General features: G+C 53.2%; 17 protein-coding genes. 7 read left to right on the top strand and 10 right to left on the bottom strand.

Going from position 1 to position 20,801, the window contains the following annotated elements:
* Positions 1-109 precede the first annotated feature (109 nt).
* Both seqA and pgm read left to right on the top strand, forming a co-directional pair.
* Positions 110-652, top strand: coding sequence for a replication initiation negative regulator SeqA (gene seqA / locus F4V61_RS05555; protein ID WP_000848391.1), 543 nt, complete (start codon positions 110-112; stop codon positions 650-652).
* Between the two features lie 24 nt (positions 653-676).
* Entirely contained in the window at positions 677-2,317 is a 1,641-nt protein-coding gene (gene pgm, locus F4V61_RS05550) for a phosphoglucomutase (alpha-D-glucose-1,6-bisphosphate-dependent) (protein ID WP_000974391.1), read from the top strand.
* 114 nt (positions 2,318-2,431) lie between these two features.
* On the opposite strand, the gene F4V61_RS05545 is transcribed toward pgm, so the two are convergent.
* The 10 genes from F4V61_RS05545 to kdpF all read right to left on the bottom strand — a co-directional run bounded on the left by F4V61_RS05545 (position 2,432) and on the right by kdpF (position 15,040).
* Entirely contained in the window at positions 2,432-2,917 is a 486-nt protein-coding gene (locus tag F4V61_RS05545) for a pyridoxamine 5'-phosphate oxidase family protein (RefSeq protein WP_079827857.1), read from the bottom strand.
* Positions 2,918-2,981: 64 nt separating this feature from the next.
* Positions 2,982-4,301, bottom strand: coding sequence for a putrescine-ornithine antiporter (gene potE, locus F4V61_RS05540; RefSeq protein ID WP_000042650.1), 1,320 nt, complete (start codon positions 4,299-4,301; stop codon positions 2,982-2,984).
* Positions 4,298-6,496: an ornithine decarboxylase SpeF gene (gene speF, locus F4V61_RS05535; protein WP_058345621.1), complete on the bottom strand. Its 2,199-nt coding sequence runs from the start codon at positions 6,494-6,496 to the stop codon at positions 4,298-4,300. The genes potE and speF overlap by 4 nt, the downstream gene beginning before the upstream one ends.
* A gap of 378 nt (positions 6,497-6,874) precedes the next feature.
* Complete coding sequence (gene speFL / locus F4V61_RS05530) at positions 6,875-6,979, bottom strand: leader peptide SpeFL (protein WP_015632840.1); 105 nt, start codon at positions 6,977-6,979, stop codon at positions 6,875-6,877.
* A 275-nt stretch (positions 6,980-7,254) separates the two neighbouring features.
* The gene (kdpE, locus tag F4V61_RS05525) at positions 7,255-7,932 is read right to left on the bottom strand and encodes a two-component system response regulator KdpE (protein ID WP_000186063.1); all 678 of its coding nucleotides are present in this window, start codon (positions 7,930-7,932) and stop codon (positions 7,255-7,257) included.
* Positions 7,929-10,613, bottom strand: coding sequence for a two-component system sensor histidine kinase KdpD (gene kdpD, locus F4V61_RS05520; RefSeq protein ID WP_058345620.1), 2,685 nt, complete (start codon positions 10,611-10,613; stop codon positions 7,929-7,931). The genes kdpE and kdpD overlap by 4 nt, the downstream gene beginning before the upstream one ends.
* Entirely contained in the window at positions 10,610-11,194 is a 585-nt protein-coding gene (gene kdpC, locus F4V61_RS05515; RefSeq protein ID WP_000579804.1) for a potassium-transporting ATPase subunit KdpC, read from the bottom strand. The genes kdpD and kdpC overlap by 4 nt, the downstream gene beginning before the upstream one ends.
* A gap of 8 nt (positions 11,195-11,202) precedes the next feature.
* Positions 11,203-13,251, bottom strand: coding sequence for a potassium-transporting ATPase subunit KdpB (kdpB, locus tag F4V61_RS05510; protein ID WP_058345619.1), 2,049 nt, complete (start codon positions 13,249-13,251; stop codon positions 11,203-11,205).
* 20 nt (positions 13,252-13,271) lie between these two features.
* On the bottom strand, positions 13,272-14,951 hold the full coding sequence (kdpA, locus tag F4V61_RS05505; protein ID WP_058115530.1) for a potassium-transporting ATPase subunit KdpA: 1,680 nt from the start codon (positions 14,949-14,951) through the stop codon (positions 13,272-13,274).
* A complete protein-coding gene (gene kdpF, locus F4V61_RS05500) occupies positions 14,951-15,040 on the bottom strand; it encodes a K(+)-transporting ATPase subunit F (RefSeq protein ID WP_001670793.1) in 90 nt (29 codons plus the stop codon). The genes kdpA and kdpF overlap by 1 nt, the downstream gene beginning before the upstream one ends.
* A gap of 336 nt (positions 15,041-15,376) precedes the next feature.
* Here kdpF and F4V61_RS05495 point away from each other — a divergent pair, with 336 nt between their 5' ends.
* From F4V61_RS05495 to phrB, 5 genes are all read left to right on the top strand, one after another.
* Entirely contained in the window at positions 15,377-15,583 is a 207-nt protein-coding gene (locus tag F4V61_RS05495; protein ID WP_038396527.1) for a YbfA family protein, read from the top strand.
* Between the two features lie 337 nt (positions 15,584-15,920).
* On the top strand, positions 15,921-17,915 hold the full coding sequence (gene tssD, locus F4V61_RS05490) for a type VI secretion system tube protein TssD (protein ID WP_079827861.1): 1,995 nt from the start codon (positions 15,921-15,923) through the stop codon (positions 17,913-17,915).
* Positions 17,912-18,574: a DUF2931 family protein gene (locus tag F4V61_RS05485; protein ID WP_000197719.1), complete on the top strand. Its 663-nt coding sequence runs from the start codon at positions 17,912-17,914 to the stop codon at positions 18,572-18,574. Before tssD ends, F4V61_RS05485 begins: the two co-directional genes overlap by 4 nt.
* Positions 18,575-18,577: 3 nt before the next feature.
* Complete coding sequence (locus tag F4V61_RS05480) at positions 18,578-19,258, top strand: DUF2931 family protein (RefSeq protein ID WP_058819236.1); 681 nt, start codon at positions 18,578-18,580, stop codon at positions 19,256-19,258.
* A gap of 110 nt (positions 19,259-19,368) precedes the next feature.
* Positions 19,369-20,790 (top strand): deoxyribodipyrimidine photo-lyase, encoded by a 1,422-nt coding sequence (gene phrB / locus F4V61_RS05475; protein WP_080160878.1) that lies wholly within the window; start codon positions 19,369-19,371, stop codon positions 20,788-20,790.
* The last annotated feature ends 11 nt before the right edge of the window (positions 20,791-20,801 follow it).

Here is a 20,801-nt window from a genome sequence, read left to right as displayed (position 1 = left end):
GGTTTACTCCGAGTTTTTTTGTCAGCCGGGCTTAACGCTATCCGCTGTTGGGATTTGTTCCTATAATCCCAATAACTTGTATTCAGCAAAGACATCGCACTGGATTAAGATGAAAACGATTGAAGTTGATGATGAACTCTATAGCTATATTGCCAGCCACACCAAGCATATCGGCGAGAGCGCATCCGACATTTTACGGCGTATGTTGAAGTTTTCCGCCACTACTCAGCCAATTGCTTCGGCAGCGAAAGGGACGCCTTCGGCGCAACTCATCGCAGAAGTGAAACCGGTCAATCCGGTGAAAGACAAAGTTCGCGCGATGCGTGAGCTACTTTTGTCTGACGAATATGCCGAGCAGAAAAAAGCAGTCAACCGCTTTATGCTGATTCTGACTACACTCTATTCACTGGATCACCACGCGTTTGCAGAGGCGACGGAGTCGCTGCATGGCCGCACGCGCGTCTATTTTGCGCCGGATGAACAAACGCTGCTGAAAAATGGGAATCAAACTAAACCTAAGCATGTTCCCGGCACGCCGTACTGGGTGATCACCAACACCAACACCGGCCGTAAATGCAGCATGATTGAACATATCATGCAGTCAATGCAATTCCCGGCGGAATTGATTGAAAAGGTTTGCGGAACAATTTAATCCTTGCATTAGAAGGACCAGGCAATGGCAATCCACAACCGTGCAGGACAACCTGCGCAACAGAGTGATTTGATTAACGTCGCCCAACTGACGGCGCAGTATTATGTACTGAAACCAGAAGCAGGGAATGCAGAACATGCCGTGAAATTTGGCACCTCCGGCCATCGCGGCAGCGCAGGCCGTCACAGTTTCAACGAACCGCATATTCTGGCGGTCGCCCAGGCGATTGCTGAAGAGCGGGCGAAAAACGGCATTACCGGCCCCTGCTATGTGGGTAAAGATACTCACGCGCTCTCGGAACCGGCTTTCATTTCCGTGCTGGAGGTGCTGGCGGCAAACGGCGTAGATGTTATCGTGCAGGAAAACAATGGCTTCACGCCAACGCCTGCCGTATCAAATGCAATCCTGGTCCATAACAAAAAAGGCGGTCCGCTGGCGGACGGTATTGTGATTACACCGTCGCACAACCCGCCGGAAGATGGCGGCATTAAATATAATCCGCCCAATGGCGGCCCGGCGGATACCAACGTCACTAAAGTGGTAGAAGAGCGCGCCAATACGCTACTGGCTGACGGCCTGAAAGGCGTTAAACGCATTTCTCTGGATGCGGCAATGGCCTCAGGCCACGTTAAAGCGGTAGATCTGGTACAACCGTTTGTCGAAGGGCTGGCGGATATTGTTGATATGGCGGCGATTCAGAAAGCGGGTCTGACGCTGGGCGTCGATCCGCTGGGCGGTTCCGGTATCGAATACTGGAAACGTATCGCTGAGCATTACAAGCTCAACCTGACGCTGGTCAACGATCAGGTTGATCAAACCTTCCGCTTTATGCACCTTGATAAAGACGGCGCGATCCGCATGGATTGCTCCTCTGAATGCGCGATGGCGGGTTTGCTGGCGCTGCGTGATAAATTCGATTTGGCCTTTGCCAACGATCCGGACTACGACCGTCATGGCATCGTGACGCCTGCGGGGCTGATGAACCCGAACCATTATCTGGCAGTGGCGATCAACTATCTGTTCCAGCATCGTCCGCAATGGGGCAACGAGGTGGCTGTCGGTAAAACGCTGGTCTCTTCCGCGATGATTGACCGCGTGGTGAATGATTTAGGTCGTAAGCTGGTGGAAGTGCCGGTAGGTTTCAAATGGTTTGTTGACGGTTTGTTCGACGGCAGCTTTGGTTTCGGCGGGGAAGAGAGCGCGGGCGCTTCGTTCCTGCGTTTCGACGGGACGCCGTGGTCTACTGATAAAGACGGGATCATCATGTGCCTGCTGGCGGCGGAAATCACCGCCGTTACCGGGAAAAACCCGCAGGAGCATTACAATGAACTGGCAGCGCGTTTTGGCGCGCCGAGCTATAACCGCCTGCAGGCGGCAGCGACCTCGGCCCAGAAAGCGGCATTGTCTAAACTGTCTCCGGAAATGGTGAGCGCCAGCACGCTGGCAGGCGACCCGATCACCGCGCGTCTTACCGCAGCGCCGGGTAATGGCGCATCGATTGGCGGCCTGAAGGTAATGACCGACAACGGCTGGTTCGCCGCGCGTCCATCCGGTACGGAAGACGCTTACAAGATCTATTGCGAAAGCTTCCTTGGGGAAGAACATCGCAAGCAGATTGAGAAAGAAGCCGTTGAAATCGTTAGTGAAGTATTGAAAAACGCCTGATGGGCGATATGGAAGAAAAAGGAGCCGTAAGGCTCCTTTTTTGTATTAACGGCGCTGCGCTTATCAGGCCTGTAAATCGCCTCCAGGCCGGATAAGGCGCTTGTGATATCTGACTTATTCGCTCTGAGTCGCCAGATGTCGGCGGCAGGTCAGGGCATCGCATTCGATACGCACCACGCAAACCGCTTTCATCATATCTTCCCGATAACTGAAGGCTTTTCCCGGATCGGTCTGGCGCATAATGACGTCCAGGCCGTAGCGCATCTCCTCGCGCGTTTGCAATATCGATGCCAGCCCGGTGGCGAAAACACTGGTGTAGGCGTAGCTATAATCACAGGGATCGTCGGCGCGCAGTAATCCGTGGTCGCCGTCTATTTCAACGCATACTGCCGGGTTCTTTCGTAACAGACGCATCTTTTTCCCGGTGCGTGCGCCGTGAAAATAAAATATCCAGCGTCCGTTCTGATACTCGTAGCCAAAATTTACGGGGACAACATATGGGCAGAAATTGTCGTTAACCCCTATCCGACACACTTCGTGTTTACTGAGAATAGCCAGTATTTCTGCTATATCAGTGACTTCCCGTTCTGGATTACTCATTTCTATTATCTTATTCAAAGAGTGAAAATGCCCGGACTACCGTTACCGTAGCCCGGGCGCGCCATCAGCCGTGTTTATTTTTCAATTCAAAACGCGGTGAGACCAGGCCGTATAACGTCCAGCCGAGGAAGGTCACAATTGAGCCGTACAGCATGGCTTCTTCACCGGAGGAATATAGCGCGTAGAAGCTATACATGGCGCCAACGAAGGCCACGAAGTTAGCGACTTTCGCCTTTGATGACGGCACATTCGCCATTTTCTGAATGATAACCAGCGCGGCCATCGACAGAATATACGGAATAATGTTCGTCACCACCGCCAGGTTAACCAGGACGTTAAACTGACTATTCAGCGACGGGCTAATGGTCATCAGCGACAGGCCAGTCTGAATAATCACAATAATCAACATCCCCTGAACCGGCGCGTCGACTTTCGTTACGCGAGAGAAGACTTTCGGGAAATAGCCTTCGTCAGCGGAGGATTTAAAGACCTGGGCGATAGTGAACTGCCAGCCCAGCAATGAGCCGCAGCAGGACATCACCATCAGCGCCATGATCACTTTACCTACCGCAGGCGTGAACATCTGTGCAAATGCCAGGCCAAACGGCGCCGTGGAGTTTGCCAGATCCATGTTCGGCACAATCCCGGCAATCACGTTGGTCGAAACGATATAAATGACCGCCGCGCCCAGCGTACCGCCCAGTACCGCGATGGGGACGTTCTTTTCCGGATTTTCGACCACATCTGCGTTAGCGCAGGCGGATTCCAACCCAAGAAATGCCCACAGCGTCATAGCGATGGAAGAACCGACCGCGCTAAAGAACGGAACATGGTGCGGGTTCCACGACGCCACGTACATGCTGGGGCTAAACCAGAACCAGCCGATGATGCACAGGCCGACAACCGGAATGATGACGCCCCAGACGGTAACGCTACTGATCTGCCCGGTAATACGCGCGCCGCCAAAGTTTGCGATGGTACAAACCCACAATACAGCGATAGTCGCCAGGCCGATCTGGAGCGGCGTCAGCGCGGCGCCGAACAACTCGGTGCCATAACCGACAGCGGAGATGGCGATAGCCACGTTGGCGATCAGCAGCGAGACGCCGTAGGTATAGTTCGCCATAAAGTTGCCGGATTTACCGAAAGCATATTCGGCGTAACCGCCCATGCCGCCGGATTTACGGCTAAACATACCGCATTTCGCAAACGCCCAGGCCAGCGCCATCGAGCCGACGGCGGTGACCAGCCAGGAGATAATGGATATCGTGCCGACTTCAGACAGTTTGGTCGGCAGCATGATGATCCCGGAGCCCATCATGTTGACCATTGTCAGAATAGTGAGCTGTACGACCCCCATTTTGTTGGCTTTAGGTTTACTCATAATTTTTCCTCCTGCAACAGGGAGCGCTGCGCGTCGCGAGGCTTAATGACGTAGCACCAGACCTGCTTACGGCCGTCGTGTTCTTCGATATAAACACCCTGCAGTTCAGGCGCAAAGCCCGGCAGCAGGTTAATCCCTTCCTCCAGGGCGCTGAAATAACGCAGGACAGAACCGCCCCAGATTTCGCCCGGAACGACGCACAGTACTCCCGGCGGGTAAGGCAGAGCGCCTTCAGCCGCGATACGACCTTCCGCTTCCGGCAGGCGAACCAGTTCAACCTCGCCGCGCAGATAGGCATAGTTGGCCTCTTGCGGATTCATACTGACTTTCGGGAAATGCGATTTACGGAACATCTCTTTTTGCAGTTGTTTCACGTTGTGCCGCGCATAGAGATCATGCATCTCCTGGCAAAGCTGACGCAGGGTATAGCCGGCGTAACGCGTTTCATGCTGTTTGTAAATGGATGGTAATACTTCCGCTAACGGCGCATCGGCTTCCAGCAGTTTTTCGAAACGAACCAGCAGAGCGACAAGCTGTTGCAATTTCGCCATGTCTTCTGCCGGCGTCAGCAAGAACAGGATGGAGTTGAGATCGCATTTTTCCGGGACGACGCCGTTCTCACGCAGGAAGTTAGCGAGGATCGTGGCAGGAACGCCAAAGTCTTCATATTCGCCGCTCGCTGCATTGATGCCCGGCGTGGTGAGCAACAGTTTGCATGGGTCGACAAAGTATTGATGTTCGGCATAGCCTTCAAACGCATGCCAATGTTCGCCCGGGACAAAGTGGAAGAAACGCAGATCGCAGGCGATCTCCGATGTCGGGTATGACTGCCACGGCTTGCCGTCAATCAGTTCCGGCACGAACGGACGGATATGATGGCAGTTTTCGAGGATTAATTTACGGGTATCGACGCCGTTAACCACGCAATCCATCCACATATTGCGGCCGCTGACGCCTTCGTGCATTTTGGCGTTAACGTCCAGCGCGGCGAACAGCGGATAGAACGGGCTGGTCGACGCGTGCATCATAAAGGCGTTATTCATGCGCTTATGCGGAACGTAGCGCGGTTGCCCTTTGATATGGCTATCTTTTTTGTGGATCTGCGAGGTCTGGGAGAACCCGGCCTGTTGTTTGTGAACGGACTGCGTTACCAGAATACCCGGATCGTTTTCGTTCAGTTCCAGTAGCAGCGGCGAGCAGTCGGCCATCATCGGAATAAATTGTTCATAGCCGACCCAGGCGGAGTCAAACAGGATGTAGTCGCACAGATGACCAATTTTATCGACGACCTGACGGGCGTTATAAATGGTACCGTCGTAGGTGCCTAACTGGATGACGGCCAGACGGAACGGACGGACGTCGCGGACGCGCTGCGGCGCGACTTCGTTAATCAGCTCGCGCAGATAATCTTCTTCAAAGCAGTGAGCATCGATCCCGCCGATAAAACCATACGGGTTACGCGCGGTTTCCAGATAAACAGGCGTTGCGCCCGCCTGTAATAATGCGCCGTGGTGGTTAGATTTGTGGTTGTTACGGTCAAACAGCACCAGATCGCCCGGCGTTAACAGGGCGTTTAGCACGACTTTGTTAGAGGAGGAAGTCCCGTTCAGCACAAAGTAGGTTTTATCGGCGTTAAAGATTTTTGCCGCATGTTGTTGCGCAATGCAAGGCGCGCCTTCGTGAATCAGCAGATCGCCCATGGCCACGTCCGCGTTGCACAAATCGGAGCGGAAGAGCGTTTCGCCAAAGTATTCCACGAATTGATTACCGGCAGGATGACGGCGGAAGAATTCGCCGCCCTGGTGCCCCGGGCAGTCAAATGCGCTGTTGCCCTGGTTGACATAATCCACCAGTGCGCGGAAGAACGGCGGACGTAACTGCGTTTCGTAGTGGCTTGCCGCTGTTTCCAACTGACGACCATAAAAGGCCGCACGGGATTCATTATATTCGAATACACCAGAGATACGCGACAGATATTCAGGCGGTACGCGCCCTTCGTCATGCGTCGCGATAAACACGGGGATACCGTAACCCGTTGCGTCGATTTCATCGAGTTTTCCTCGTTCAATATCGTCGATAGATAACACGATGGCAGCCACGTCGATAAAACGACTTTCATCAACATTTACAATATTACGCTGTGTAGAAAAACAATCCGGGCAGTGACGGCTAACGGCAATTTTTAATTCTGTCATTTTTTCATCTCTTTATTTCAGGTAATAGCAGGCCCTCAATTTCTCGAAGGAGAAACTGATTCTTCCGGAAAAAATTAAAGCTATCCCGCTGATAAAAAATCAGTAAATTAGCTTTATTTTAGATGTAATAAATCCTAACCCGTCCGGTCGCGGAAAATACAGGATTTAAGAAGTTGAGTACTACGATATACAGGCTGAAGCCGTGATAACAAAACTGCGTTGAGTCGGAGTTTCTTCTGTCAGGCCAGGTGGTTACTGGGCTGGGCGTAAAGAAGTTACCATACCGTCGCTTTTAACAATTTGAGTTATTTAGGCAATAGACCTGAATGACATAAGGGTCGGAAAGACCTGTATGCTGAAGTACCCGTAGCAGAAAAACTACCGGGCATTAAAGAAATGAAAGTCGAAACTATTACGGTGGGCAAACATCATAATATGCGTTGTCCGCCTTATATGGGGCATAAAACGATTATTATTTTCCATTTTGAGATCCTTTCATTGATTTATTGAAAGCATGGCTATTTTATCCAGGATCTGCCAGCAATCTGTGAACCGGATCAACAAAAAACGATCATTTGCAAAATAATTAGTCGACGATTATGCATATCGTGCTGTGAGATAATTAATTGTTTAGTCAATGTTAATTAAATGTTTTATGCTCTCCATAAAATATAATGTGGCCGCGAAAATAATTATTCGCGATGCCGAAAATAAATGACACAAAAATTAGAATTTATTTAAAAATAATGAATAGCTATTCATGGCATAAAGCGATAGCCAATTCCGGTTTCGGTAATAAAATGGCGTGGGCGGGTGGGATCTTGTTCCAGTTTCTGGCGTAGATGCCCCATATAGATGCGCAAATAGTGGCTATGCTCCACGGCATTAGGCCCCCAGACCTGGTTTAGTAACTGTCGCTGGGTTAATACTTTACCTGCATTATTGAGTAATACCGCCAGCAGGCGGAACTCAATCGGCGTCAGATGGATTTCTTCATCGCCACGGTGGATCAACCGTGCGGCGAGATCGACCGTAACGTTAGAAAAGCGGACTCTCGGATCGGCACAAGGGCTGGCGGCGTGTCGTCGCAGCGCGACACGTAAACGCGCCTGCAGCTCGCCAATGCCGAATGGCTTGCTCAGGTAATCGTCAGCCCCGGCGTCAAGCGCGGCAATCTTATCGTTTTCTTCACTGCGGGCGGAAAGAACAATAATTGGTATCGCGCTCCACTGACGCAGGTCGCGAATAAAATCGTTTCCGTCGCCGTCCGGTAGACCAAGGTCGAGAATAATCAGATCGGGTTTTCGCGTGGCGGCTTCCAGTAAACCACGTTGTAATGTTTCAGCTTCGTACACGCGCAGACCATCGCCTTCCAGCGCGGCGCGCAGAAAGCGGCGGATGGCCTGTTCATCTTCAACAATCAGAACGTTTGTCACATATCCTCATGAAAATCATCAAGTTCAGGTGGTTTTCCTTGCGGCAGTGTAACACGGAAACAGGCGCCGCCCTGTGATCGATTATAGGCGGTGAGCGTGCCGCCGTGTACCTCTACGATAGCATGGCAAATCGCCAGCCCCAGCCCCACACCGGGGACGGCGGACTCTTTGTTGCCGCGGGCGAATTTATCGAAAATTGTCTGTTCTTGCCCTGCAGGAATACCCGGCCCGTTATCCCAGACATCCAGTTGTAAACGATCGTCCTTAACCGCAGCATCAATGCCGATACTGGCCTGCGGCCCGGCGTACTTAACCGCGTTTTCCAGCAAGTTGATCAGGACGCGCTCAAATAGGAGGCCATCGACATGGATAAGCGTTAACTGTTGCGGCAGCGACAAGGTAATCGGATGCAATAAACCCGGTTCCAACATCTGTAACGCGCTTCCGACGACCTCTTCCAGCGTGAGCCACTCTTTTTTAAGATTAAACCCGCCGGACTGAATACGCGCCATATCCAGCAAATTATTCACCAGCCGGGTGGTGTTGAGAATATGCTGACGGATTTCACTGGCCTGACGTGCGTGGGGCGATCCCGCGCTGGCTAAATCCAGCGTCAGAATTTCCGCCTGGCCGAACAGCACCGTCAGCGGCGTGCGTAAATCATGTGACAGCGCCGCCAGCAGCGCATTACGAATACTTTCGCGCTCACTGGCGAGACGCGCCTGTTCTTCGCTGGCGGTCAGCGTCAGTCGTTCCAGAGCGTTGGCGACAAGTAGAGTGAACGTTTCCAGCAGGCGTTGCTGCTCCGGCACCATTAACTGACGCAGATTGCCTGGCTCGACGATAGCCAGACCGTGCGTTTTGTCGGCGCTCTTCAGCGGCAGGATTTGATAAGGGACGCCGGGGAGGGTATCGGTGCCTGCGCCGGCAGGCTGGCCTTTATCAAAACTCCAGCGTGCGATCGCGTCGTCCCATGGCGTCATGCCTTGCTGGTGGGTGAGAGGCAGCAACTTACCGTGAGCATCGGGTAATAAAATTTGGCTGCGCGCCTGAAACGTCGAGGCGATAAACTGCTCGCTGGTGACGGCGATATCATGTTCGCTACGCCCGACGGCCAGCGCTTTAGACATTTCATATAAATGGCGGGTACGCTGCTCCCGATAACGGGCGACGCGCGCCTGATAGCGCACCCCGGCAGTAAGGTTGCCAATCACCAGACCAACCGTCAGCATCACGGCAAAGGTCAGCAAATACTGCACGTCCGAAACGGCGAGCGTACCGCGTGGCGCGATAAAAAAGAGATCAAAACTCGCCACGTTAATCACCGTCGCCACCACCGACGGCCAGCGTCCGTAAAACAGCGCGATCACCACTACGCCCAGCAAATAGAGCATCACCAGATTGGCGGCGTCGAAAGCGACCAGCCACTGCATAGCGATAAGCGTGGTGATGGCGCAAAGCGCCACGGCGACCAGACAGCCCTGAATCTGCCCACGCCATTTCTCTTTAAAACTCCGGTTATCAGGCGCTTGCGTCAACGCGCGGGCAGGCGGCTCTTCCAGCGCGACGATCACCTGATCAAGATCCGGCGCGCGCCTGGCAAGACGGTCGGCGAAAGCGTCACGTCGCCACCAGCGTCGCGACGCCGGACGGCCCATCACGATTTTCCCCAGATTATGCTCGCGGGCATAGCGCACGACCGCTTTCTCTTCGGCGGGATCGGACAGAGTGGCGGTTTCCGCGCCAAGCTCCTGCGCCAGGCGCAGCGCGCTTAAAATGGCCCGCCGTTGTTTTTCCGGTAAGCGGTGTAACGTTGGCGTTTCGACATAGACGGCGTGCCAGACGCTGCCGAGCCGGGAGGCCAGACGCGCCGCGGTACGCACCAGTTTTTCGCTGCCGGTGTTATGCCCGATACACAGTAAAATCGCATCGCGGGTATGCCATACTTTTTCTTCGCCCGGATGCGCGCGCCAGGCGCGCATCTGATCGTCCACGCGATCGGCTGTCCGGCGTAGCGCCAGCTCGCGGAGAGCGATCAGATTGCCCTTGCGGAAAAAATGTTCAATAGCGCGTTCCGCCTGACCGGCGATATACACTTTACCTTCGTTGAGCCGTTGGCGCAGATCGTCGGGCGGCAGATCGACCAGTACGACTTCATCGGCGGCATCAAAAAAGGGATCGGGGACGGTTTCGCGCACCTGAATCCCCGTGACGCCGCTCACCACATCGTTCAGACTTTCCAGATGTTGTACGTTCACGGTGGTGAAAACGTCGATTCCCGCTTCCAGCAGCTCTTCAATATCCTGCCAGCGCTTAGGATGGCGTGAGCCAGGCGCGTTACTGTGCGCCAGCTCATCCATTAAAATCAGCGCCGGACGCCGGGCGAGGGCGGCATCCAGGTCAAATTCGCGAATTTGCCGCCCCCGGTGCGAGTGACGTTTTGGCGGCAGAATGGTCAGCCCGTCAAGTAGCGCGGCGGTCTCTTTACGGCCATGCGTCTCTACCACGCCGATCACCACATCCAGCCCCTGCGCTCGCAGCCGCTGCGCTTGCGCCAGCATCGCCCAGGTTTTTCCGACGCCTGCGCAGGCGCCGAAGAAAATTTTCAACTTCCCCCGGTGGGGCGGGGGCGTTTGTTCCAACAAGCGATCCGGGTCAGGACGCAAGGGTTCGTCGTTCATTTCGCTCTGTGTCCCTGTAGCGCATCCAGCGCCAGATTAAGCTCAACAATATTCACCACCGGTTGCCCAAGAAAGCGCGCCAGCGGCCTGTGCGTATATTCTGCAACCAGTTGCGCGACCTGTTCAACGGGAAGCTGGCGAGCCGCCGCCACGCGGGGGATTTGCCATGCCGCGGCGCCGGGCGTCAGATTATTATCCAGCCCGCTTGCCGACGCCGTCGCCAGCTCAACCGGAACCGCGGAACTCGCCTGGGGGTTAGCGGCGCGTAGCGCGGCGACGCGGGCCTGTATTTGCGCATCCAGTTCGGGATTGCTGGCGGCCAGGTTGCTTCCGCCCGACGCCAGTGGGTTATAAGGCGTATCGGCGGTGGCGGAGGGCCGGCCATGAAAATAGCCCGCGGCGGTAAACGATTGTCCGATAAGCGCTGAGCCGCGTATCACATTGTCTTTATGAATCAGCGAGCCATTAGCCTGCCAGGGAAACCACCACTGCCCCAGCGCCGTGGTCAGAAGCGGATACACGCCGCCGGTCAATAACAGCAGAAATAACATTGTCGAAAAAGCAGGACGTAAACCGATCATCATACACCTCACGCCAGACCCAGCAGGGTCAGCAGCACATCAATCACTTTGATACCAATAAACGGCACCACCAGGCCACCCAGACCATAGATCCATAAATTACGGCGCAGCATGGCCGATGCGGAAAGCGGCTTATAACTCACGCCTTTTAATGCCAGTGGGATCAGAAAAATGATAATCAGGGCGTTAAAGATCACCGCGCTCAGAATGGCGGAGTTCGGCGAATGCAGCCCCATCACGTTGAGCGCGTTTAGCTGCGGATAGGTAGCGGCAAACGCGGCGGGAATAATGGCGAAATATTTCGCTACATCATTCGCGATACTGAAGGTGGTGAGCGAGCCGCGCGTCATCAGCATCTGCTTACCGATATGCACCACTTCAATCAATTTGGTCGGGTTAGAGTCCAGATCCACCATATTACCGGCTTCTTTTGCCGCCTGGGTGCCGGAGTTCATCGCCACCGCGACGTCAGCCTGCGCCAGCGCCGGGGCATCGTTAGTGCCGTCGCCGGTCATGGCGACCAGCCGTCCTTCCGCCTGATATTGACGGATCAGCGCCAGCTTGGCTTCCGGCGTGGCTTCGGCAAGAAAATCGTCCACACCGGCTTCTGCGGCAATTGCCGCTGCCGTCAGGCGATTATCGCCGGTGATCATCACCGTTTTAATGCCCATCTTCCGTAGCTGGGCGAAGCGTTCTTTAATACCGCCTTTAACAATATCCTTGAGGGCGATAACACCCAGTACGCGCGTGCCTTCCACTACGACCAACGGCGTCGCGCCAAGACGCGCCACGCTCTCGACGTTTTGCTCAACATCGGCGGGAAAATGGCCGCCATTGCTCTCGACATGACGCCGAATCGCGTCCACAGATCCTTTACGGATCAACCGATTATCGATATTAATTCCGCTCATGCGACTTTGCGCGGTAAACGGAACAAAGGTGGCATGAAGTGACTGCACATCGCGCTCACGCAGATTAAAGCGCTGTTTGGCGAGGATAACGATGCTGCGGCCCTCCGGCGTTTCGTCGGCCAGCGAAGCGAGCTGCGCGGCGTCGGCCAGCGTGCGCTCGTCCACCCCTTGGGCGGGAATAAAATCGGACGCCTGGCGGTTGCCGAGCGTGATAGTGCCGGTTTTATCCAGCAGCAGCACGTCAACATCGCCGGCGGCTTCTACGGCGCGGCCGCTGGTGGCTATCACGTTCGCGCCCAGCATTCGGCTCATTCCGGCTACGCCAATGGCGGAGAGTAGCCCGCCGATGGTAGTGGGGATCAGGCACACTAGCAACGCCACCAACACGGTGACGCTGACCGCGTTACCGCCCCAGGCGGAGAAGGGCCACAGAGTGGCGGTCGTCAGTAAAAAGACAATGGTCAGGGCGATGAGCAAAATCGTCAGGGCAATCTCGTTAGGCGTTTTCCGCCGCTGCGCGCCTTCCACCATCGCGATCATCCGGTCAAGAAAGGTTTCGCCAGGATTGACGCTACAGGCAATCACCAGCCAGTCGGAAAGAATTCGCGTGCCGCCGGTGACAGAGGCGAAATCGCCGCCAGACTCGCGGATCACGGGCGCGGATTCGCCGGTAATCGCACTTTCATCCACCGAGGCGCCGCCTTCAATGACCTCGCCGTCGCAGGGAATAATCTCGCCCGCGTTGACCAGGACAATGTCGCCTTTCCGCAGTTCAGCGGCGGGCACGTTATCGGCCTGCGCATCATGGCGCGGGGCGCGCAGGCGGCGAGCGAACGCGGTCTTTTTCACCCCTTTCAGACTGTTTGCCTGGGCTTTGCTGCGGCCTTCCGCCAGCGCTTCGGCAAAATTGGCGAACAGTACGGTGAACCATAACCACAGGCTGATAACCCCTGTGAACAAGGCGCTTCCCGCTATTTGTCCTGTTACCATAGCGAGCGTTAACAGAGTGGTTAGCACGCTGCCGGCCCAGACCACAAACATCACCGGGTTACGCCACTGGGCGCGTGGGCTTAATTTTTTTACGGCATCCGTTAGCGCCTGTACGAGTAAAACAGGTTCAAACAGCGCCAGTTGCTTGCGACTCATATCAATGTACTCCACATCGCTCAAGGTAAAGAGAAATGTTCCGCTACCGGGCCAAGCGCCAGGGCAGGAATAAACGTCAGCGCGCCGACCAGCAGTACCGTGCCGATGAGCAGTCCAATAAATAGCGCGCCGTGGGTCGCCAGCGTTCCCTGACTAGCCGGCTGGGCTTTTTTGCTGACCAGCGATCCGGCGATGGCCATGACAGGAATAATCACGCCAAAACGTCCGACGAACATGCAGAACGCCAGCAGACAGTTCCAGAAAGGCGAGTTAGCGCTCAGACCCGCAAAGGCGCTACCGTTGTTATTGGCGGCAGAGGAGACGGCATATAGCACTTCGCTAAAACCGTGCGGGCCAGGGTTCAGCATTGCGCTGCGTCCGGCATCCGTCATCATCGCCAGCGCCGAACCCAACAAGACCAGCATCGGCGTGACCAGAATCGCCAGCGCGGTCATCTTCATTTCGCGCACGTCGATTTTTTTCCCCAGATACTCCGGCGTGCGGCCGATCATCAGCCCAGCGATAAACACCGCCAGCAGGACAAACAGCAACATGCCGTACAGACCTGAACCGACGCCGCCGAAAACTACTTCGCCAATTTGCATCAGCCACATCGGCACCATCCCGCCCAGTGCGGTAAACGAGTCGTGCATAGCGTCTACCGCCCCGCAGGACGCCGCGGTCGTGACGACGGCAAACAGGCTGCTCGCCAGCACGCCAAAGCGTGTTTCTTTACCTTCCATGTTGACGCTGCTGTCCGCGCCCGCAGTCAACAGGTGCGGATTTCCCTGAACTTCCGCCCACATCACCACCGCCACACAGACAACAAAAATAAATGACATTGCCCACAACAGCGCGCGTCCCTGACGGCGATCGCCCGCCGCTTCGCCAAAGGCGAAACAGAGCGCGGCTGGAATCAAAAATATCGCCAGCATCTGCACCATATTAGTAAGCGCGGTGGGGTTTTCGAACGGATGCGAAGAGTTGGCGTTAAAGAAACCGCCGCCGTTGGTGCCAAGCATTTTGATCGCCTCCTGCGAGGCAACCGGTCCCATCGGCAAGAGTTGTTGAGCGCCTTCAAGGGTGGTGATGGGCTGATAAGCGGACAGGTTTTGCAGTACGCCTTGTTGGATAAAAAACAGCGCGATGATTAACGCGACAGGAAATAATATCCACAGTGTAATGCGTACCAGATCTTGCCAGGCATTACCCAGCGTGTGCATATTCTGTCGCGTAAAGGCGCGGATAAGCGCAAAAACCACCGCAATCCCGGTCGCCGCCGACAGGAAATTTTGCACCGTCAGCCCCGCCATCTGGCTAAAGTAACTTAGCGTACTTTCGCCGCTGTAGGCTTGCCAGTTGGTATTGGTAACAAAGCTGACGGCGGTATTCAGCGCCAGATCCCAGGAAAGCCCCGGTAGCCGCTGCGGATTTAAGGGCAGCCACTCCTGCCAGAATAGCAGGCAAAACAGGATGCTCAGTCCCAGCAGATTGAGCGTCAGTAGCGCCAGTAAATACTGACGCCAGTTCATCTCGTGGCCGGTAATGCCAAGCGTGCGCCAAAGGACGCGTTCAACGCCAGCCACGCCCGGCAACGGAGCGGCGACGATGAGCCTTGCCAGGCCCGAACCCAACGGTTTCGCCAGTACCAATAAAATCAGTAAAAAACTGGCGATCAGTAAAGATCCTTGCGCGGCCATCAGAACGCCTCCGCATTAATCAGGGCATAGACCAGATAACCTAAAAGTAAGAAAACCAGCACGATGCCGGTTATCACGCCTGCACTCACAGAGCACCTCCAGTGGCATTGTTTTACTCCTGAGAAAGGTAATTTTTTGGCTGCAAAGATTTCGCAAAAATTGGCGGGAGGAATGTAAAAAAAGTATAAAAATGGCAAAGACCATTATTTAACTAATGGTTAGTATTAATTTAACTTTTATGTAACTAATTTACATTTCGAGTGTAAATTTACTGGAAAAGTGTGAAAATAAGTGGTCGGATGAGTGGTAAAATTACACAGAAAGCGGTACTATTTTAATCAGGTAACGAGGTTCAACTTTTCGGTGCTATTCACCGATTCAATCTATACCGAGGCGGGTAGCATCGGTATAAAGGGGGGAAACGTATGGAACGCTATAAAGACTATCCGACGCATGTCATTTTTGTCCGTCGTGCTTTCGCGGTGACCGCAGGCGTGCTGGCGCTGCCGGTGATGCTCTTCTGGAAAGACCGCGCGCGTTTTTATAGTTATCTGCACCGTGTCTGGTCGAAAACCAGTGATAAACCGGTATGGATGGCGCAGGCTGAAAAAGCCACCTGCGACTTTTATTAATCGCGACCAGCCTGAAAAACCGTCAGCCGCCACGCTGGCGGTTTTTGTCTATGAGCAATCCGGCGATCTCAGGCTCAAATACCGCAGCAGAGATTTGATACGATGGGAAAAAACAGCGTAGATTTCAGGACCAATGCTTTGCGTTGCTAAACATGCTGGCATTTTGCCTGCAACTCAAATTATTTAGGATATATACGGTTTGCTAACATTATTAGCCCGGGAAAATAATTCGACTATTGTTGTGCAAAATACGCTTTTATTGCTAAATAAAATTTATCCAGATTGTTTATATTTCCCTTCGCTATATTCGCATAAGATATAAAAATGGCAAATATATATGAGCGATATTATTTATTTAAAAATAGTCGGCGAACGTCAGGGGATCATATCCGAAGGCTGCGGCAGTGAACCCTCTGTCGGCAATCGTTACCAGACTGGACATGAAAATGAAATTTTTGTTTTTAGCCTGCAGGCACTGGTCAGCAGTACTGTGGACGGCGTCAACCATCATGGGATTCGCTTTTGTAAGCTGATTGATAAAAGCTCGCCGCTGTTTACCCAGGCGATAAATAACAATGAGTGTTGCTCTCTGGATTTTAGCTTTTATCGTATTAACCGCTGGGGAAGGTGGGAGAAATATTATCATATTGAGGTTCGCGGAGCGGGTATTACAGCATACTCAATGCATTCCCGAACAGAGGGAATGCCTGAAGAATTTATCACAATACATTATGATTATATCCGCTCAAAACATCTGATAGCTAATACGGAATACAGTGTCCTGTTAACGCCAGAAAACTACAATCGACTCTTTCCGGCAACCCTTCCCGTGGTTGAACGACCTGATATCCCTGCAAAAAAAAGAGAAATTGTCTTAACCATTGGCGTCTTCTTTGACGGTACGGGGAACAACCTGCTCAACACGAATTTACGGATGCAGAAATGCAACCCAGAAAACTATGGGCTTGATGTGCGGACGTTAACGGAGTTTAACCAGAGTTGCATAAAGAAAGCGGGGTTTGACGGAACGGAAGCAGGCAGTTATCTGAATTATTATACGAATATTTACTGGTTGAATAAGTTGTATCATAAAGAACCAGAGCTTAAAGATGGGGTAAAGAATATTCAACGCGATATCTATATCGAAGGTATTGGCACCGAGAATAACAAAGCCGATTCTCTGTGGGGGATGGGGCTGGGAAATAACGATACCGGGGTTATCGCCAAAACCGATCGCGCGATGGTCCAACTGCGCAGGATACTGACGGAAGTGGTTGGCGCTCTTCAGGGCAAAGATATTATGATCGCGGGTTTGCAGTTTGATGTCTTTGGGTTCAGCCGCGGCGCCGCAGCCGCCCGCCACTTTACCAACCGCGTCTTTGAGCAAGATCCTGTGCTGGTCAGGACGATCGCGACCGCTTTTCAGCCCGTTGAATACCGGGGAAAACCGGCAGGTGAGGTGCAATTTTTAGGCCTTTTCGACACCGTCACCGCCGTAGGGGGAATGCTGGACGGTCTTGACCCCCATGACGGTAATAATCTGGCGGTTAAAATAGGTTTACCGCCGGGGGTGGCAAAACAGGTTTTTCACCTGACGGCGATGCACGAGTGCCGTTATAACTTTTGCCTTAATAGCGTAAAAGAGCAATGGCCTGAATTAAGCTTACCGGGGGCACATGCCGATATTGGCGGGGGATATAACCCGCAGGAAGAGGAATATCTTTTTTTGAGTCGGCCCGCTGTTGAAACCGTATTAGCCGACGTGCCGACAGAGGCGACCGGCGTCTATCAGAAGGCGGTCCTGCAGGCAGAAACTTTGCCGCATTACTTTGCGCTGGCCCCCATGTTGCCGTCAGGCGTTATGAAGGTCGAGACCAATACGGATGAAAGGGTATCGCCGGATCACCTTGGCAATGCGAAAAAGCGCGTAGCCGCTGCGGTCACCTTCCAGCGAATCGTCAGCAATGACTGGTCTAAAGTTGCCCTCAGGGTGATGTATGAGGTCGCCAAAGAGGCTGGCGTTGTGTTTGATGCTATGCAGGAGAATAATGATTATTCCTGGCCGACGGAACTGGATGCGATATGCCAGAAAGCCTTATCACAAGCAAAAAATGCCTTTAATGGGGCCAATTCGCTTCAGTTTTCTTCAGATGAGTTGAACACTATCGGCAAGTATATTCACTGTTCGGCCAACTGGAATGCCGTTGATTATCACCTGAAAAATAATATTTCATCTGCAGTCTCGTCTTCCAAGACATTTAGTTTTGTTAACCGGCCGGATGAAAACTGGACCCGGACCGTTTATGACATGGCAGGGAATCCTCAAAAATGACGCGTAATTTCAGGTTGTTACTGCTGGGCGGTTTGCTGGGGCTGTCGATGACCGCAACCAGTAAAGAGTTAACCTCGCTACTTGCCCCCTATGATGAGTGGTATTTCAATTTTTTCTATCCAAATGCGTTGCCAGCAGATGTGACCTATGTGGAATTGCTGGACACGGATGGGATACTGTATCGGTACAGGATGCTGGATAGCACGATACCCAGCTCAACAACGGTTGCGGAATGGGAGGATGACCTTAGCGTTGGGATGGCGTCATTCAATAAGGCCAAAAATCCTCCCCAGGCTATGCATTTCTGCTGGGATTCAATAATTGATAAAAAAGTGTATGAGACGTGGATAACGTTTGGTTATCCGGTCTGGGAAATGATGCTGACCCCTTACCCGTCGCCATGGGATGCCAGCATACAGGAGTACCGCCGTTATTTGCTAATCGGTCTGGCGCCGGAAGGCAGGGTGCGAGTCTGGCTGGAGAACACTAAAAAGCCCAATACGCGATTAACGGAGGATAAAGATATTCTGGTCGAGACGGTATCCGGTGAAAAACTGGCGATGTGCAAGGGGGTAACCAGATTTAGCCGTGGATATAAATATATAAAAGAAACCGAAGATTTTATCAAAGATAAAAAATATCCTTACGGAAACTGGTAAGCGATGATAAAAATACAATCCGGAGTGACGACCATACTGATGTTGACGCTTTTGCTGTGCGCAGAAATACCCGTTCATGCGGCGGATAAAAAGCTAACCTCGCTACTTGCCCCCTATGATGAGTGGTATTTCAATTTCCTTTATCCAAATGCGTTGCCAGCAGATGTGACCTATGTGGAATTGCTGGACACGGATGGAATACTGTATCGGTACAGGATGCTAGGAAGCACAAATGCCAGTTCAGCCAGTGTTGGAAAATGGAATGAAGAGGTGATGGGTATCCATTCAGATTTCAATAAGGCCAAAAATCCTCCCCAGGCTATGCATTTCTGCTGGGATTCGATAATCGATAAAAAAGTGTATGAGACGTGGATAACGTTTGGTTATCCGGTTTGGGAAATGATGCTGACCCCTTACCCGTCGCCATGGGATGCCAGCGTGCAGGAGTACCACCGTTATCTGGTAATTGGTCTGGCGCCGGAAGGCAGAGTGCGTGTCTGGCTGGTAAATAATGGCAAGCCCAATACGCGATTAACGGAGGATAAAGATATTCTGGTCGAGACGGTATCCGGTGAAAAACTGGCGATGTGCAAGGGGGTAACCAGATTTAGCCGTGGATATAAATATATAAAAGAAACCGAAGATTTTATCAAAGATAAAAAATACCCTTACGGCAACTGGTAAGGGTATTGGGCGCTTCTGAAAAACCGTCAGCCGCTGGCGGTTTTTTTATGCGCCAGGGTCTACACTGTTTAACGCTATTCTGCCGTGACGTTTCATCTTTCAGGAGTTGTATGCCCACCCATTTAGTCTGGTTCAGGCGCGATCTGCGTTTACAGGATAACCTTGCGCTGGCCGCCGCCTGCCGCGATGCATCCGCGCGGGTACTGGCGCTTTATATTGCCACCCCCGCGCAGTGGCAGGCCCATGATATGGCGCCGCGGCAGGCGGCATTCATCAGCGCGCAGCTCAATGCGCTACAGACGGCCCTTGCAGAGAAAGGGATTCCGATGCTGTTTCATGAAGTGGCGGATTTTAACGCCAGTATTGAGACAGTCAAAAACGTTTGCCGACAGCATGACGTCAGCCATCTGTTTTATAACTACGAGTATGAGGTTAATGAGCGTCAGCGTGATGCAGCGGTGGAAAAAGCGCTGCAATCTGTCATCTGCGAAGGCTTTGACGATAGCGTGATTCTGCCACCCGGCGCAGTGATGACCGGCAATCATGAAATGTATAAAGTTTTTACGCCGTTTAAAAACGCCTGGTTGAAACGGCTAAAAGAGGATATCCCGCCGTGCGTTCCGGCCCCGAAGATCCGGGCAAGCGGCGCGCTTTCTACCCCCTTAACGCCAGTCTCGCTTAACTACCCGCAACAGGCGTTTGACGCCGCGCTTTTCCCGGTTGAAGAAAACGCGGCCATCGCGCAGCTACGTCAGTTTTGCGCGCAGGGCGCAGACAAGTATGCGTCACGGCGCGATTTCCCTGCGGTTGAAGGCACCAGTCGGCTTTCCGCCAGCCTGGCGACGGGTGGCCTGTCGCCGCGACAGTGCCTGCACCGATTACTGGCGGAGCAGCCGCAGGCGCTGGACGGCGGACCAGGAAGCGTCTGGTTGAATGAACTCATCTGGCGGGAATTTTACCGTCATTTAATGACTTGGTATCCGGCATTATGCAAACACCAGCCGTTTATCCGCTGGACGAAACGCGTCACGTGGCAGGAGAATCCACATTATTTTCAGGCATGGCGGAAAGGCGAAACCGGTTATCCCATTGTCGATGCGGCGATGCGCCAGCTTAATGCGACAGGCTGGATGCATAACCGTTTACGTATGATTACCGCCAGCTTTCTGGTGAAAGATCTGCTGATTGACTGGCGGCTGGGTGAGCGCTATTTCATGTCGCAGCTTATTGACGGCGATCTTGCCGCCAATAATGGCGGTTGGCAGTGGGCCGCTTCAACCGGTACTGATGCCGCGCCTTATTTTCGTATTTTTAATCCCACGACTCAGGGGGAGAGGTTCGATCGCGACGGCGAATTTATCCGCCAGTGGCTACCGGCATTACGCGATATCCCTGGAAAAGCGATTCACGAGCCGTGGCGGTGGGCGGAAAAAGCGGGAGTCGTGCTTGATTATCCTCGGCCCATTGTGGATCACAAACAGGCGAGAATCGCGACGCTTTCCGCCTATGAGGCGGCGAGAAAAGGGGGGTAATACAGGCCCGG

It is taken from the genome of Salmonella enterica subsp. arizonae (genome assembly GCF_008692845.1).
Lineage (GTDB): Bacteria > Pseudomonadota > Gammaproteobacteria > Enterobacterales > Enterobacteriaceae > Salmonella > Salmonella arizonae.
The sequence above is the reverse complement of the archived record's forward strand: the minus strand, read 5'-3'. Positions and strand labels throughout refer to the sequence as shown.